The sequence below is a fragment of the Saprospira grandis DSM 2844 genome (genome assembly GCF_000275825.1).
In the GTDB taxonomy this organism is placed as follows: domain Bacteria; phylum Bacteroidota; class Bacteroidia; order Chitinophagales; family Saprospiraceae; genus Saprospira; species Saprospira grandis_A.
In genome coordinates this window covers 530,148-546,963 of sequence record NZ_JH719942.1, presented here as the reverse complement: position 1 = coordinate 546,963, position 16,816 = coordinate 530,148, and the positions used below count along the sequence as shown (strand labels likewise).

The 16,816-nt window shown below is 44.8% G+C and carries 13 protein-coding genes; 8 read left to right on the top strand and 5 right to left on the bottom strand.

The features are described 5' to 3' along the window. Window positions 1–27 precede the first annotated feature (27 nt). The 4 genes from SAPGRDRAFT_RS02660 (at window position 28) to SAPGRDRAFT_RS02645 (ending at window position 3,494) form a co-directional block, all read left to right on the top strand. Window positions 28–1,152 carry an ATP-binding protein gene (locus SAPGRDRAFT_RS02660; RefSeq protein WP_002656988.1) on the top strand — a complete coding sequence of 375 codons (1,125 nt, stop codon included), beginning with the start codon at window positions 28–30 and terminating at the stop codon, window positions 1,150–1,152. After that, on the top strand, window positions 1,145–1,876 hold the full coding sequence (locus SAPGRDRAFT_RS02655; protein ID WP_002656986.1) for a hypothetical protein: 732 nt from the start codon (window positions 1,145–1,147) through the stop codon (window positions 1,874–1,876). Before SAPGRDRAFT_RS02660 ends, SAPGRDRAFT_RS02655 begins: the two co-directional genes overlap by 8 nt. Before the next feature lie 81 nt (window positions 1,877–1,957). After that, the gene (locus SAPGRDRAFT_RS02650; RefSeq protein ID WP_002656984.1) at window positions 1,958–3,175 is read left to right on the top strand and encodes an exonuclease SbcCD subunit D C-terminal domain-containing protein; all 1,218 of its coding nucleotides are present in this window, start codon (window positions 1,958–1,960) and stop codon (window positions 3,173–3,175) included. Window positions 3,176–3,185: 10 nt separating this feature from the next. Beyond that, window positions 3,186–3,494 carry a hypothetical protein gene (locus tag SAPGRDRAFT_RS02645; protein WP_002656983.1) on the top strand — a complete coding sequence of 103 codons (309 nt, stop codon included), beginning with the start codon at window positions 3,186–3,188 and terminating at the stop codon, window positions 3,492–3,494. A gap of 39 nt (window positions 3,495–3,533) precedes the next feature. On the opposite strand, the gene rpoN is transcribed toward SAPGRDRAFT_RS02645, so the two are convergent. The 5 genes from rpoN to SAPGRDRAFT_RS02615 form a co-directional block, all read right to left on the bottom strand. Continuing rightward, window positions 3,534–5,057 (bottom strand): RNA polymerase factor sigma-54, encoded by a 1,524-nt coding sequence (gene rpoN / locus SAPGRDRAFT_RS02640; RefSeq protein WP_002656980.1) that lies wholly within the window; start codon window positions 5,055–5,057, stop codon window positions 3,534–3,536. 597 nt (window positions 5,058–5,654) lie between these two features. Beyond that, complete coding sequence (locus SAPGRDRAFT_RS02635) at window positions 5,655–6,554, bottom strand: UbiA family prenyltransferase (protein WP_002656977.1); 900 nt, start codon at window positions 6,552–6,554, stop codon at window positions 5,655–5,657. Window positions 6,555–7,169: 615 nt separating this feature from the next. Further along, window positions 7,170–9,146, bottom strand: a complete 1,977-nt coding sequence (gyrB, locus tag SAPGRDRAFT_RS02630; RefSeq protein WP_002656976.1) for a DNA topoisomerase (ATP-hydrolyzing) subunit B — start codon at window positions 9,144–9,146, stop codon at window positions 7,170–7,172. A gap of 274 nt (window positions 9,147–9,420) precedes the next feature. Then, on the bottom strand, window positions 9,421–10,605 hold the full coding sequence (locus SAPGRDRAFT_RS02620; protein ID WP_002656972.1) for a sensor histidine kinase: 1,185 nt from the start codon (window positions 10,603–10,605) through the stop codon (window positions 9,421–9,423). A gap of 185 nt (window positions 10,606–10,790) precedes the next feature. Beyond that, complete coding sequence (locus tag SAPGRDRAFT_RS02615; RefSeq protein ID WP_002656970.1) at window positions 10,791–12,443, bottom strand: hypothetical protein; 1,653 nt, start codon at window positions 12,441–12,443, stop codon at window positions 10,791–10,793. Between the two features lie 161 nt (window positions 12,444–12,604). Here SAPGRDRAFT_RS02615 and SAPGRDRAFT_RS02610 point away from each other — a divergent pair, with 161 nt between their 5' ends. The 4 genes from SAPGRDRAFT_RS02610 (at window position 12,605) to pncA (ending at window position 16,741) form a co-directional block, all read left to right on the top strand. Next, entirely contained in the window at window positions 12,605–13,570 is a 966-nt protein-coding gene (locus SAPGRDRAFT_RS02610) for a hypothetical protein (protein ID WP_002656968.1), read from the top strand. A 352-nt stretch (window positions 13,571–13,922) separates the two neighbouring features. Continuing rightward, entirely contained in the window at window positions 13,923–15,377 is a 1,455-nt protein-coding gene (locus SAPGRDRAFT_RS02605; protein ID WP_002656966.1) for a nicotinate phosphoribosyltransferase, read from the top strand. A gap of 5 nt (window positions 15,378–15,382) precedes the next feature. Further along, window positions 15,383–16,105 (top strand): NUDIX hydrolase, encoded by a 723-nt coding sequence (locus tag SAPGRDRAFT_RS02600; RefSeq protein WP_002656964.1) that lies wholly within the window; start codon window positions 15,383–15,385, stop codon window positions 16,103–16,105. Between the two features lie 12 nt (window positions 16,106–16,117). Next, window positions 16,118–16,741, top strand: a complete 624-nt coding sequence (gene pncA, locus SAPGRDRAFT_RS02595) for a bifunctional nicotinamidase/pyrazinamidase (protein WP_002656963.1) — start codon at window positions 16,118–16,120, stop codon at window positions 16,739–16,741. Window positions 16,742–16,816: the final 75 nt, after the last annotated feature.

The window sequence follows — 16,816 nt, the reverse complement described above, 5'->3', positions numbered from 1 at the left end:
TTGCAGCTAATAAATAAAGTGTCAATTATGCTAAGCAAATTTACGGTCTCTAATTTTAAGAACTTTAAGGAGCCTTTCATCTTTTCCTTAGAAGATGCAAAAAACTACAGCTTTAATGCTTCTGCAGTAAAAGAGGGAGTAGTACAAAATGCCATTGTTTATGGATACAATGGAGTGGGCAAATCAAATTTAGGTTTGGCTCTTTTTGATATTGTTGGGCATTTGACGGATAAGCACACAGATGCAGAAAACTCTTATGGAGAGAGTAGTTATCTAAATGCATACAATAAAACTCGAGCGGCGACTTTCAAGTATGAATTTTTGTTTGGTCGGCAGCGAGTTACTTATTCCTATGAAAAGAAGAGCTTTCGGTTGCTTTTGAAAGAGCAACTTATCATCAATGATCAAATTGTGGCCGAAATAGATCGTAGCCAAGGAACTATAGCGAGAATTGAACTAGCTGGAGCCGAAAGTTTAAACAAAGAGTTGAATAACCCAAACTTATCGTTATTAAAGTATATCCAGACGAATGCAAACTTAATTGATAGTTTAGAGAATCGGATATTGGCAGAGTTTTTTGACTTTGTAAATAAAATGCTCTTTTATCGGTCCTTGTCTAGAAATCTATATTTAGGCTATGAAAATGGGGTTTGGGACATTGAAACAGATATTATAAAAAAGGGGAAGTTAAAAGACTTTGAGTTGTTTTTAAATGAGAAGGCTAATTTAGATTGTCGATTGGAGGCCGTAAGTACTTTTGATAAAATAATTATTGCCTTTGATTTTGACGGAGTTCATATTCCCTTCTATGATATTGCATCTACGGGAACGCAAGCACTAGCACTTTTTTATGCTTGGAGTCTTCGTTTGCGTTCTGAGCAGCCCGTTTCTTTTTTATTCATAGATGAATTTGACGCCTTTTATCATCATGAGTTGTCTCGAGCAATTGTGGAGCTGCTCAAAGCGTCGAAAACACAATTTGTGCTAACTACGCATAATACCTCTATCATGACGAATGACTTACTGCGTCCTGATTGTTATTTTTTGATGTGGCCCAATAAAATACAATCACTAGCGGCAAGTACGGCAAAAGAGTTGCGAGAGGCGCATAACATTGAAAAAATGTATAAAGCAGGAGCTTTTTATGAGTAGAATTCTTTTTGTATTTGAAGGTGGCCGAGCAGAAAATCAGATTGGAGAGCGCTTAAAAGCATTGAATTTAATAGAGCAAAGTACCATCTTTACAGTCTATGGAGAAAATATTTATACGTTCTATAGGCAATGCTCAGAAGATGAGTTTCTGGATACCTTTTTTTTACTAAAAAACCGTCATCCTAATCAATTAGAGGGCTTTGGCCGAAATGATTTTAGTGAGTTATACTTTTTCTTTGATTATGATGGGCACGACCGTATGGCTACTGATGAACAAATAGTAGAAATGCTAGAGTTCTTTAGGAATGAAACAGAAGAAGGTAAGCTCTACATTAGTTATCCGATGCTTGAAGCGATTAAGCATTTAGCTGATGAGATTGATTTTAAAGAATTAGTTGTAGCGGCTAGGACAAAAATTAACTATAAAAATTTGGTGGGCAATGAAGCTAGTCCTCGTTTTCAGAATCTAACAAATTGGGAGCTAAGTCACTGGCGAGAAGTTGCAGTAGCCCATTTAAGAAAGATGAATTATGTTGTTCATCGGAATTTCAGTTGGCCCCAAACAAGGGTTGACCAACTGACCATTTTTGAATCTCAGCAAAATAATTATCTCAATAGAGCAGAAGTTGTTGCTGTTTTGAGTGGATATCCTTTAATGCTGGCCGATTATTATGGTCTCTCTGGTTTTAAAGAAAAGTTAGGGCTTTCAGATGAAGCACTTTAAGGTTGAAATTTTAGCAATTAGCAGCGCTCGCTCAACAAAAAGCGAGCGCTTTTTTGTTTCTTGTGCAACAAAGCAACAAAGATGAAAGTACTACATACCGCCGATTGGCATTTGGGCCATAAATTATTTAACCAGACTAGAGAAGAGGAACATGCGGCTGTTCTTCAGCAGATTATAGACCTTATTATTGCCGAAGGAGTGGAGCTGCTCCTTATTGCTGGCGATATTTTTGACCAACACCTGCCGCCCAATTATGCGCAGGCGCAGTACTATAATTTCCTAAAAGCCTTACAACAAACCTCTTGTCATACAGTAGTGGTGGTGGCGGGTAACCACGATTCCTTTAATTTTTTGGATAGTAGCAAACTGCTGCTCGATAGCTTTAATATAAAGGTATTGGCCAATTTACCCGAAACCTTAGAAGAACAGCTCATTGAGGTCCGAAATCCCCAAGGCGAACTACAAGCCTATGTTGCTGCCGTCCCCTTTCTAAGAGAAAGAGAGCTCCGACAAGGCCAAATGCTGCCCTATGAAGAGCGAATTAAGGCGCTCCGTTTGGCCATCCGACAGCATTATGCGGATTTAGCTGCTTTGCTGGCCGATAAAACAGCATTGAATATTCCGCTAATTACTACGGGGCATTTATATGTGGACCAAGGACAGCGAGATGGCCGTAGCGATTATATCCATATTGGTCAGGCCGACCTTTTTCCCGCCCAAGATTTTCCCGCCCTTTTTGATTATGTGGCCCTAGGGCATTTGCACCGCCCACAAAAATTAGGGGAGCAAGGACGGATCTGTTACTCGGGCTCTATCTTGCCCATGGACTTCAATGAAATCAATTATGCGCAATCTGTGCAGCTGCTCGAGTTTGAGGGCCGAAAGCTGCTCCAAAATAAAACGAAACCCTTAAAGCTGCTTCGGCGTTTAATCTTTTATAAGGGCGATGAGCAAAAAATTAGGGCCAAACTGGAAAAACTAGCCCCCAAAGGCGAAAAAGTAAGTGATTTACTCAAGCTAGAACTAGAAGTGCCACAGTTTTTGCCCGCTCTAGAACAAGAGTTTCGCAAAATACTAAAAGACAAAGCCGCCGAACTGATCTCTATGCAGCAAAAAGCAGCGCTAAACAGTAGGGAAAAGGCGGCTAAAGGTCCAGAAAAAGACCTAGCAGAATTGAGTCCAGAAGGGCTCTTCGACCTTTACCTCCAAGAAAAAGGAACCGATCCCAAAGCCAGCCAAGCGCTACAAAAAAGCTTTGGGGAGTTGCTCTCTTGGATGCAAGAACAAGATCGAGATTAAAGCCAATAGGATGTCAAAAACAATTTTTTACCAATTAGGAGTGGCCAGCCTGAGCCTTTGCAGCTTTTCGGCCCTCTATTTTCTAAACTTTAAGGCCAATCCCTCCGAACGTGAACTGATGCAGGAGGGCAAACGCATTATTATCCGAGATCCCCAAACCAATAAACAACGAGTGATTATTATTGCGCCCCCACACCAACGCCTAGATAGTAGCAGTGGCCGAATGCTGCCCCGCGAAGAGGCCAATGGCCGCCTACCCGATGTGGAGTTTCTTAAATTGATGCTGAAAAAAGGAAAAGATGGTACCCCCGTGCTATAAACCAAAAAAGCCCTGATCTTCACGATCAGGGCTTTTTTCTTAAATTTCTTTGCGCAAACGAGCCACCGGAATATTCAACTGCTCTCGGTATTTGGCTACGGTTCTTCGAGCAATATTATAGCCCTTATCTTGTAAGGCCGTTTTTAGTTTCTCATCAGAAAGAGGCTTGCGCTTGTTCTCCGCCTCAATGATTTCGGTCAAAATTTTCTTGACCTCCAAGGTAGAGACCTCCTCTCCAGATTGGGTTTGCAAAGACTCCGAGAAAAAGCTCTTGAGCCGCTTGGTCCCAAATTCAGTTTGTACGTATTTACTGTTGGCCACCCGCGAAATCGTCGAGATATCTAAGCCCGTAATTTCGGCAATGTCTTTTAAGATCATGGGCCGCAAGCGCTTTTCATCTCCCGTCAAAAAGAAGTCTTCCTGGTAGTTCATGATAGTATACATGGTCCTAAACATGGTGTCCTGACGCTGACGAATGGCATCAATGAACCAACGAGCGGCATCAATTTTTTGCTTGACAAACATGATGGCTTCTCGCTGTTTTTTGTCTTTCTTACTGGCACTATAGGCCTCCAACATATTTTTATATTCCCGATTGATCCGAAGCTCAGGCGCATTGCGGCTGTTCAGGCGCAGGTCTAGCTCTCCGTTTTTGTTCTCAATAATAAAGTCGGGCACTACATATTTCTTAATCTTAGAAGAAGAGGCATAAACGCTACCCGGCTTAGGGTTGAGTTTCAAAATCTCATCGGTAGCATCTTTGAGGTCTTCTCTAAAAATATTGAGTTGGCGAATCAGCTTTTTGTAGTGCTTTTTAGAAAAGGGCTCAAAGTAGTCTTTGATAATTCGATGAGCCAATTTGAGGCTCTTCATTTCCTTTTCATCATAATATTGCTGCACTTCTTCAGACTGCAGTTTGCGGTCCAATTGCAAAAGCAAACACTCCCGCAAATCTCTGGCTCCAATTCCAGCCGGCTCAAATAAATGAATGACTTCCTCCAAAACACGCAGAATTTCAGCCTCCCCCAAACGAACATTTTCGGCAAATAATAGGTCGTCGGCCAAAGCAATAGGCTCCCTCCGCAAATAACCGTCATCATCCAAGCTGCCCATAATCTGCCGCGCAATCAATTCTTCCGACTCCGTCAGCTCACGCATGCCCAATTGCCGCTCCAACTGCTCCTGAAAACTAGATTCTACAGCGGCGGGAATGGTTTTTTCTTCTTGGTCTGGCGAGTAATTATTGACCTCTAGTTTATAAGAAGCGACATCATCGCCCAGGTATTCTTCCAAATAATCCTCAAAATCGGGGTCATTGAGCTCTTCTTCTTCCTCTTTTTTCTCCGATTCCTCACTCCCAATCAAATATTCTTCCTCTAAGGGATCCTCTTTTTCCTCCTCTTCCGTCTGATGCTCATCCATTTCAAGGGCCGGATTACCTTCCAATTCCTGTTGGACCCGCTGTTCTAGCATGTCGGTGGGTACTTGCAAGAGCTTCATCAGCTGAATTTGCTGAGGCGATAGCTTTTGCATCATCTTCTGAGATTGCTGTTGCTTGAGCATATATTTATCGTTTAAATAGGCTGTGCGAAAAGGGTTCTAGGGGCTATATACGCCCGCTTACTTACTAAAGTTACTATTTTTAGCCCTTAAAATCAAATTTAAGTTTTCATTTGGTAAGATTTTTGATCGGGTGGCCGCTTTTTGGCAAAAAAAAGTAGCAACTTTTAGTTACTACTTCTGCAGTGGGGGAGGGGATCATATTGTTTTGGGGCCCGCGGCCAGCTTTGCTGGCCGCCGCTATGGTTACTCCCTTCGGTCGTCGAACTGCGGACTAAAGTCCTTGTTGTCGCCGCTCGCAGGTCTGCTCGGCCCTGCGTTTTTTTTCGCTTTGCTCAAAAAAACTTGGTCTGGCCTTCGGCCACGGCTGCGCAGCGCTGGGCCGCTCATCGGTATTTTTTCTTTTGGCCTTCTTCTTTGGCCTTTTGTTTTTATGGCGTCCTACAGGCCCAAAGGGCCGCAGGCTGAGGGATAGATAGTGGTGCGGCAAAGCCGCAGACCTAGCAAAATGAGCGCAGCGAAATTTTGCGCAGGGCCGAGCGAACAGCGAGCCACGGCATAGCCCGACCCGAGCGAAGCGAGTGGGCAGCCCCAAAAAATCTATAGAAAAATATAGACAGACAGCAACAAAAGGTAGCAATAGAGGAGGCATTGGATGAGGTAGGTTTTTCCATCGGCCAGCGGGCTGCGCAAAAACCAAAGACGGTACATAATATAAAAGTGGCAGCTCAGGGCAGGCAAAATGAGGGCGAGGTCTAGCCAAAATAGGCCTTCTTGCAACTGAAAATAGACGATTCCAACACTGATTGACATAATGGCCCAAAAGCTAATCGTAATGATTCTGGCCTTTTGATCACCCACTAAAATAGGCAATGTTTTACGGCCCGTTTTTAGGTCGCCTTCTACATCTCGAAAATCTTGGGTGCAAGAAGTAAGGGCCACCCAAAAAGAAATTAAGCCGATCCAAATAATGGCAGAAGAACTAAAGGGGCCAATAATTTGCCAAGCCGCGCCCAATTGAGCAGCAGTGCCCAAGCCCATAGAGACAAAATTCTTTGTGATCCAGTTTTTATCCCAGCCGCCCAAATTGAGCATATAGGTAACAACTACCCAAAGTGCCGACCAATAAAAGACGCCCAAAAAGGCCCCTAAAATTAGGTAAATAGCCGTGCCTAAATAATAGCGAAAATAGGCCGATTGCTCGTTAATCAGGCCAGAAGGCAAGGGCCGAAAAGGCTTGTTAATTTTGTCCTCTTCTATGGCCTCCAATTGGTTGCTAATGTCAAAAGGATATATGTAAAAAATAAAGTAGCAAAGCCCAAGGCCAAAATAAAGCAGGCTTTGAAGGTTAACTGAAGCCACCGAAAAAAGCGCCACTAGCATAAAAATGCTAGCCGATACGACAGAGACCAAAAGGTCGGTTTTTGTAAATTTCCAGAGAAGCTCTATTTCTCTAGAAAAAGCAAAAAATAACTGCTGAAATGAAATTTGTTTGTCCATAGGGCTTTATTTTTATGTATAATACGCAAAAAAAAGCCCAAATACAGATAAAATTCTGCCTTTTTAGTTTGTCTAAGAATTAAGTTTGGTTGATTCCTGTCACTCTTCCCTTGCTTTTTTGTCCTTTAGTGTCTGTTCTATTTTCTGTCGTTAATTACAATTAAAATGAATTTTATACCTTAAGTCAATTGATTAGCTTCATTTTATTTGGGACTACTAGTAGTTTATGGCATTTTTACTCAAAATGTTACCCTAAAAGCCAGATTTTCTTTAAATCAGCTTAACATTTCTTTTACAAGCTCAAGGTCATAAAAAAACCTAAAAAAGTGTTTTTTGCTAGCCTTTGGCTTTAAGTAACTGATTTGTAGTGATTTGTGTTGATTTTGCCAAAATTTAACTCCTATTGGCCATATTTTAGCCGCACTTTTGTTCGTAGCAAATCTTTGCTTCTTTATCTAGGGCTCTATAAAAAGGCCAGAAATTCCTGACTGATGTGACAGTTCAAGTGCTTAACTTATTTTCCAAGCTTTGCCCTTTTATATTAGCAAGGCAAAAAAAAAGCGAACTTCCCAATTTGGGAAGTTCGCTTTTTGCTTCTTTGTTTTGGCCTAAATTCTAGGCATCAACATTGGCATATTTTGCATTTTCTTCAATAAACTTACGGCGAGGAGGCACAGCATCTCCCATCAGCATACTAAAAGTCTCATCGGCCATTTCGGCATCTTCAATTTGTACCTGACGCAGGGTGCGGGTTTCGGGATTCATGGTAGTTTCCCAAAGTTGCTCGGCATTCATTTCGCCCAGACCCTTATAGCGCTGTATGCCAACGCCCTGCCCGCCTAATTCGGCTACTGCTATTTGGCGTTGTGTTTCATCCCAGCAGTAGACTTGTTTTTTACCTTTCTTGATCAAGTAGAGGGGTGGAGCGGCAATATAAACATAGCCATTTTCTACCAAGGGGCGCATATAGCGGAAGAAGAAGGTCAAAATCAAGGTAACAATATGGCTACCATCCACATCGGCATCACACATAATGACAATCTTGTGGTAACGCAATTTCTCGGTATCGAGATAACGATCGCCATCTTTTTCGGCAATGCGTACGCCTAGGGCGGTAAAGATATTTTTGATCTCTTCATTCTCGTAGATTTTGTGCTCCATGGCCTTTTCTACGTTCAAGATCTTACCACGCAAGGGCAAAATAGCCTGAAACTCACGGCTGCGGCCCTGTTTGGCCGTTCCACCCGCCGAGTCTCCCTCTACCAAAAAGATTTCAGATAGGCTAGCATCTCTAGACGAGCAATCGGCCAGTTTACCTGGCAGACCAGAACCCGTCAAGACGTTTTTGCGCTGTACCATTTCTCTGGCCTTGCGGGCTGCTGTACGAGCCCGAGCCGCCAAGACTACCTTGTCAATAATTAACTTAGCCGTAGAAGGGTTCTCCTCCAAATAAAGAGCAAAGGCCTTACGCACGGCTCCCGATACAATAGAGTTGACCTCTTGGTTGCCCAATTCTCCTTTGGTTTGTCCCTTAAACTGCGGGTTGGGCACCTTTACCGCCACCACAGCCGTTAGGCCCTCTCGAAAATCTTCACTAGAAATAGTGGCCTTGGCCTTGGCAAACAAGCCCGTCCGCTCTCCATATTTCTTGAGCTCATGGCCCACCGCTCTGCGAAATCCAGAAACATGCGTTCCACCTTCAACGGTATTGATATTATTGACAAAAGAACGAAGATTCTCCCGATAAGAGTTATTGTACTGAAAAGCTACCTCCACAAATACACCCTCTTCTTCTCCCATCACATGAATAGGCTCGGGCAACAAAATCTCTCGGTTGCTATTGCTGTCCATCTCCTGAACAAACTCCTTCAGTCCGCCTTCAGAAAAGAATTCTTCCCGCTTAAAACTACCATCTTCCTCCAATTTGCGCTCATCAATGATAATCAAACGCAAACCTTTGTTCAAATAGGCCAACTCCCGCAAGCGCTTGGCTAGGTTTTCATAAATATAATTGATGGCCGAAAAAATACTGGCATCGGGCAAAAAAGTCACTTTGGTCCCCGTCCGATCCGTCTGCCCAATCACAGATACCTCGGTCTGCGGAATCCCACAGCTATATTCCTGCACATAAACCTGCCCCTCGCGATGCACTTCCGCCTTCAAAAAGCTAGATAGCGCATTCACACAAGAAACCCCCACACCATGCAAACCACCAGATACCTGATAAGTCTTTTTGTCAAATTTTCCACCAGCATGCAAAACCGTCATGACCACCTCTAAAGCAGACTTTTGTAGTTTCTGATGCATGCCCACCGGAATCCCCCGACCATTATCAAAAACACTAACCGAATTATTGGGGTGCACGGTAATTGTCACCTCATCGCAATAACCCGCCAAATGCTCATCAATCGAGTTGTCCAAGACCTCCCATACCAAATGATGAAGCCCTTTGCTGTCTGTACTTCCAATATACATACCTGGCCGCATACGCACGGCCTCCAAGCCTTCCAGCGCCTGAATATTATCGGCGCCGTAGTCCGCATTCTGAACCTCGGGCTGTTGTTGATCTAAGTTGTTTTTATTTTCTTCCATAGCTACAAAAATACAAAAAATAAATGGCTTATGCCAGCCTTTTTAAAAGCAAAAAAGAACCGTTCTTGAGCTTCTTTTTTAGCGCTTCTCTATCTCGTTTTTTTTATTCCTTTTTTTTGGGGCTGCCCCTCGCTTTGCTCGGGTCGGGCTATGTCGCAGCTCGCAGGTCTGCTCGGCCCTGCAGCCGCCTGCGGCGGCTTGGGTCTGGCCCTTTGGGCCACTGCTTTCTATCCCTCAGCCTGCGGCCCTAAAGGGCCTGCAAACCGCAGAAGGCTTAACTTAGGCTTGTGGGCAGCTGGATCCTAAAAATGGTCCCTTCTCCAGGTACCGATTCTTTTACATAGATGCGCCCATTATGATATTGCTCTACAATGCGCTTAGAGAGGGAGAGCCCCAAGCCCCAACCTCGCTGTTTGGTAGAAAAGCCCGCCTGAAAAATCTTTTTATGCAGCTTTTTGGGCATGCCTTTTCCACTATCCTGAATTTCAATAATCACTTGCTGCTGAACTTGATAGACCCGCAGGGCAATTTCGCCATGTCCATCCATGGCATCTAGGGCATTCTTAAAGAGGTTTTCAATCACCCAATCAAATAAAAGGCCATTGATAGGAGCAATAATTGGGGCTAGTTCCTCAAAGTTGGGGGCCATAAACTGCACTTTTCTAGAGGCCCGCTCTTTACTATAGGCCAACAATTTTTCTAGGCGAGGCAAAAGGTCCTCCTCTTTCAATTCTGCCGAAGCCCCCAATTTAGAAAAGCGATAGGCCACCTGATTGAGCAGTTCTACATCCTTGGCCATTTCATCGGCCATCATGCCCAGATTTTCATCTTCGGGATAAAACAAACGAATGTTTTCTATCCAACCCACCAAAGAACTAGTGGGCGTCCCCAACTGATGGGCAGTTTCTTTGGCCATGCCCAACCAAATGCGCTCTTGCTGCAAATCTTTAAGGGCCTTAATAGACAAATAGGCCATAATGATAAAGGCCAACAATAAAGCAAACTGCAAATAAGGCGATACCTCTAAGTAGGTAATCAATTTAGATTGCCGAAAATAAACGTAGTTTTTAAGTTGTAGTTCGGGCACTTCATAAATAATGGGCTGGCTTTTTCCTCTCAGCTTTTTTAGCTCTTTTTCAAAGTATTTTCGGTCCTTGGGCCAGCTTCTATCGCCATAATTACGCACATCAATAATGCGGTAATCGCCATCGACCAGAATCATGGGAATATCTTCATTCTCGCTAATGATTTGGCTCTGAAAACTGAGGTCGCAATTATTGGCTGCTTTTAAAATGCTTTCTTGGGCCTGGGCCCAAGTGCGCATGCGTTGCCGCTCTGCGGTTTCTAGCTGCTGCCCAATCGTAATATTAAAGTAAACAGAGCCCAAAAGGACCAATACGCAGCCCAAAATAAGGGCAAATCGCCAGCTGGCTGTCTGAAAAAATTGATTGATGTTCATAGCTAAAATGGTCGTATTGGACCCCTACAGGCGGCAAAGCCGCCGCAGGCTGAGGGATGGAAAGGGTGGCCGAAGGCCAGACCGAGGCAGCAAAGCTGCCGATGGGCCGAGCAGACCTGCGAGCCCGACACAGCCCGACCCGCCCGAAGGGCGGGGCAGCCCCAAAAAAAAGAAAAAACAGGACCTTATTTTTGGGCTTGTGGGCCCATTAGTTTGGGTTGGAGCTCTAGCTGTTTTTTAATAAAGGTATAGGCATTTTTGGCCATGATCTTTTCGGTTAGTTCCTCGGGGCTAAGGCCCTCCATCAGTTCCTCAATTTGGCGGCTAGTAAAGAGGCTGCTAATATTTTCGGGCTGGGTCAAAAACTCCTGGACATCTTCAGCCAATTTGGCGGTAGAGGAGGCATTAGGGTAGGCCGTGAGGGGTTGCTTGATATTGTCAAAATCGGAACCGAGGGCAATGATGTCCCAAACACTTCTTCGCTTGGGGTTGTAGCCGCTACTTTTAGAAACCAGCTGCACCACCGTCAGCAGATTGGCCATAAAGAGGTGCAGTTCTGCTTTTTTGCGTTGCAAGCTGCCTTCGGGGCTCATTTGGATTTCTTCTAGGGCCAGTTGGCCGCCCAAAACCGAGGCATCTAGGGGGATGCCAATCAGTCCGCCCGACTTATAAATATTGACAAGGTCCTCCTCCGAGAGGTTTTGGGTCCAGTGGTTCAGGTAAGAGGTATTATTTTTACTATCGTCATCTTTGCGTTTATAATTTCGTTGCTGCCAACTCAAGCCGCTAATGCCACAATGGCTACAGACCACGGGAATTTTTTCGCCCAAAATCGAGGCTCGTTCAATGGCCTGATAATAATATTTTCTAAAGCGGTAGCTCATGTGTTTCACATCAATGAGGATGCGTCGGCCTTCTCGGGCGGTCAGTTCTTCAATAATTTCTTTACCTAGGCGGCTAGGGCCGTTGTTAATTGCTTTGACCTTACCAAAGACGTTAATTTCGTCGCGGCTCCAGCTATTGGCCATTCCGCCTAGGCCATTTTCATAATTTTTGGCCAAGGAAATCCAGAGAATTGGCGTTTGGATATACTCATCGGTATTATCCGAGATGGGGAGCAGGCCCTTTAGGCGGCGAATATTTTTGCGCATCAGATCGCTATACTCCTCTAGGTTGGTAATATTTTCATCTATATATATAGAGTGGCCCAAACTATGGCCTCCATCAATGCTCAGCAAGATGCCGAGGCGGTAGGGGCTGGCCAGCACCGAGTCGAGCTGCTCGGCATTGCGGATAATTTCGTACTGATGCTTTTTGCCCTGAAAATAGTAGAAGCTTTTATCGCCCTCAAAACGTTGCAAATACTCAATATTACCCAGCAAGTCGGCAAAGTAATCCATTTCTTTTTGGCGCAAAAAGAGTTGGTTGGCCACAATGCCCGTCATGCAAGAGACGGTTGATTTTTTATTTCGGTCATTGTAAAAACTAGAGCCATTGATGAGTGGGCGCTCTACGGGAGAGAGGGCCATGCAGCTCAGGCGGCTACGCCCCTGCGCTAGGGCCGCAAAATGCGCCTGCGAGTATTTGGGCAAATAAGGGCCAAGGGCCTGCATCATTTGGCTAGAGCGATCGTAGCCACAATCATGAAAAATGGGCTCCCAGATCGTATAGTCCATGTCTCCAGTCCGAGAGTTGTAGGGCTTACTACTAGAGTTGATATGTATATCGGCATAAAATTGCCCCAATTTTAAGGGGGGATTTGCTTGTTCTTCTTCTTCGGTTTGGGCCAAAAGAAAAAGAGGGAGAAAGAAAAGCAGAAAACCGATTGTATTTCGCATGCTGAAGCTGTATTTTGGGGCGGTCAGGCATAAAATGGACCGTAAATTTAGGCTTTTTTGATGAACTTACTGAAGAATTAAGATCTTGTCCATCATCTTTTAGACGAAAGGCCCATTTTGCCCTAAATGAACAAATTACCTCTACCCTATAAAAAGAAAAGGTGCTCTCTTTATTTCGCAACAACCATATTATTACCGGCTTTTTTGTCTTGATTTATGGAGTTTTACTCCTTTTGCCCGTCTTTTTTCTCCCCGATAGGGCTACTCTGGCGCATTTGGGGCCACTGGCGCCTTATGTTGGTGGCAGTGGACTAGGGGCCAATTTGCTTTTTTTGCTCCTCGCTTTTGTCTTGGCTTTTGGGCTCAATCAATTGGTCAATCGCTTTCGCTTGGGCCGACAGAGTACTTTTTTTGTGGCTATCAGTAGCTTGCTTAGCCTGGCTTTGTTTCCGCAGAGCCTAGGCCTTTCTCCCATTCTGCTGGGCAATTTGAGTTTGCTGCTCTGTTTCTATAATCTCTACCGATCTTACGAACAGAAAAACTCGGTTTTGCCACTTTCTAATGCCGCCCTCTTTATGGGCCTAAGTATACAGTTTTATCTGCCTTTTGCCCTCTATTTACCCGCCTTTTTATTGGCCTGGGTCACCCTTCGACCAGCCAGTATTAAGGATTTTTCCGTCATCCTACTCTCGGGCAGTATACCGGCTTTCTTAAGCGGCACAACCTATTTTCTCTTTGATCATTGGGGCGATTTTGCCCAAATTTATGCCTTTTCCAATTGGCTCGCCCAAGATTTTTCCAACTTCAATGATCCCTTTCTTTTAGCTTCTTTGGGGGCGGCTTTGCTGATGTTTCTCCTCTCTTGGGCCAATTTTCAAGCCCTCAAACAAAAGACGACTATTAAGGAGCAGAAGTTTTTACAACTCATTTTTATCTTCCTCTTTTTTGCCCCACTACAGCTCTTGGCCTATCAAGGAATATCCGCCCAACTAACCGCCTGCTTGCTGCCCCTAGCTCTGCTGCTTGCTTTGCAATGGCAAGCCTGGAAAAATAGCCGCTGGGCAGAGCTTTGGCAACTGCTGCTTCTGGCTATTGCCGCCCTGGCTCAATATTATCCCCTTCTGTAGCCAAGCTGCTGCTGTTTTGGGGCTGCCCACTCGCTTCGCTCGGGTCGGGCCATTTCGCAGCTCGCTGTTCGCTCGGCCCTTCGGCGCAGAGCGCCTCGGTCTGCGGCTTCGCCGCCCTGCTACAGCCCCTCAGCCGCGTCGCTTCGCTCCTTTGCAGGCGGCGAAGCCGCCTGCCTGCCGCAAAAAAGACCAGAAATAAATAACTGATAACCAATTGGCTATTCCTTTTTTAACCTGAAATTTTAAGCCAGCTGAACTAATTGCTAGGGTACTTAGTTTGAAAAATAAACTAAGTTAGTTTGGAAAATAAACTAAGTCTAATTACCTTGTTCATACAAAATAAAATATCCCTATGCAAAACAGTTTAAATAAGCGCTATCGGAGCAGTTTGGCCCTGCTCACCGACCTCTATCAAATTACTATGGCCTACGGTTATTGGAAGGCAGGACGGCAGGAAGAAGAGGCCATCTTTCATTGGTTTTACCGAAAAAATCCCTTTGGGGCCAATTATGCCATTACGGCAGGTTTGGAAGATGCCATTGCCTATATGCAAGATTTTGCCTTTTCGGTAGACGATATACAGTATTTGGGGGGCTTGAAGGGGGCCGATGGCCGCCCATTATTTGAGGAAGCCTTTTTGAATTACTTACAGCGCATGAAGTTTAGCTGTGATATTGATGCAGTGCCAGAGGGCCGAGTTGTTTTTGCGCATGAACCACTTTTGCGGGTGCGTGGCCCATTGATTCAGGCCCAATTATTAGAAACGGCCTTGTTAAATATCCTCAACTTTCAGACCTTAATCGCCAGCAAGGCCCATCAGGTTTGTTTGGCCGCTCAGGGCGATACGGTCCTAGAGTTTGGCTTGCGTAGAGCGCAGGGAATTGATGGCGGCCTCTCGGCTTCTCGAGCAGCTTATATTGCCGGAGTAGCCGCAACGAGTAATGTATTGGCCGGCAAGCTCTATGACATTCCCGTAAAGGGAACCCATGCGCACAGCTGGGTGATGAGTTTTGAGGATGAGCAGCAAGCCTTTGCTACTTATGCGCAGGCCATGCCCGCTAATTGCGTTTTTCTGGTAGATACCTATGATACCCAAAAGGGAGTAGACAAAGCCATTGAAATCGGTCGAGAACTCAGGGCGCAAGGACAAGATTTACTTGGGATTCGCTTAGATAGTGGCGATTTGCGGGCCCTGAGTATTTGGGCCAGAAAACGTTTGGATGAGGCAGGTTTTGAAAACACTAAAATCATTGCTAGCGATAGCCTGAATGAGGATAAAATTAGGACCTTAAAGGCTGGGGGAGCAGCCATTGATAGTTGGGGCGTGGGCACGAATTTGGTCACGGCTCAGAATCAGCCCGCCCTAGGCGGCGTCTATAAACTGGCCGCCTTGCGCAAGGATGCAAACAGCAAATGGGCCTATAAAATTAAGCTTTCCAATACGCCAATTAAAATCTCTAATCCGGGCGCGCTCCAAGTTCGCCGCTATTATTTAACCGATGGGCGGCCCTATGGCGACATGATTTGGGATGAGCTACAAACTGCCCCTTTAGGCCAATTACAAAGCCTAGATGGCCGTAGCATAGTTTGTGATAGCCGAAAATACGAAGATCTCTTGCAGCCCATATTTAGAAAAGGCAAACTTTGTTATAAATTGCCTAGCTTAGGCGAAATTCGCAAGGCTGCAGAACAAGATTTGGCCCTTTTTCAGGGCGTAGATTTTAAGTTGTACCCCAAGGGGCTAGAAGCGAATTTGGCCCAAACTAAAGCCGACTTAATAGAGGGACTTCGGAATAAAAAACAATAAAAAATATGGCATATACCTATGAATACCCAAGACCCGCGGTCACGGTAGATTGTGTGGTTTTTGGACTAGACGATAGCGCAGATTTGCGCATTTTGCTCATTGAGCGAGCCGATGACCCTTTTGCTGGGCATTGGGCCTTGCCAGGCGGCTTTGTAGATATGGGCGAAGACCTAGATTTGGCCGCCAAACGAGAACTGGAGGAAGAAACGGGCATTAAAGATATCTTTATCGAGCAGCTCTATACCTTTGGCGCACCAAATCGAGACCCTAGGGGCCGAGTGATTAGTGTGGCCTATTATGCCCTAGTCAATTTATCGGAACACCCCATTAAAGCCGCCTCTGATGCCCGACAAGCCAAATGGTTTAAGATTTCGGAGCTGCCACCCCTAGCCTTTGACCATAACAAAGTGCTAGAAATGGCGCTGGAGCGACTCCGAGCAAAGGTCTTGTACAAACCTATTGGCTTTGAGCTTTTGCCCGAAAAGTTTACCCTGACAGATCTTCAGAATTTATATGAAACTATTTTGGGCCAACAACTCAACCGCCGAAATTTTAGATCCAAAATTCTAAAAATGGGCCTGCTCGAACAACAAGAACGGCAACAAAATGTGCCGCATCGCCCCGCCTACCTCTATAAATTTAATAAAGAAAAATATCAACGGCTGTCTGAACGCTTAGGCGAATTTATCTTCGAAATTCGCTTTCAACCCAGAGAGACCGAAGACTAAAGAGAGTAACTTATGAATGCAGTGATCTTAGTAGATTTACAATACGACTTTTGCCAACATGGCGCCCTAGAGGTCCCCGATGCTAATGCCGTGATCCCTATCGCCAACAGCCTGATGCCTCATTTTGATCTGGTGCTGGCTACCCAAGATTGGCATCCCGCCAACCACAAAAGCTTTGCGGCCAATCACCTTTTTCGACAGCCTGGGCAAGTTATTGACCTCAATGGCTTAGAGCAAATCCTTTGGCCCATTCACTGCGTGCAAGGAAGCTATGGCGCCGAGCTGGTAGACGAACTAGACCAAAGCCAAATTATAAAGATCTTCCAAAAAGGAACGGATGTAGAAATTGATAGCTATAGCGGCTTTTTTGATAATGGCCACAGAAAATCCACCGGCCTAGGCGATTACCTCAAAGAAAAAGGCGTCACAACTGTTTTTGTGCTCGGCCTTGCACTAGATTATTGCGTCAAGTTTACCGCCCTAGATGCTCAGGCCCTAGGATTCAAAACTTATTTGGTCCAAGATGCTTGTAGAGCCGTAAATATGAAAGCAGAAGACGGAAAAAATGCAATCGCCGAACTAAAAGCAAAAGGCGTAGAAATTATTGATAGCCAATATGTTATTAAATTAGTGTAGTTACATCGGTTTTTAACATTTGTTAAAATTACCCCTTTTGGGGGATATTTTTAGGCTGCAATTTGACATTTACAA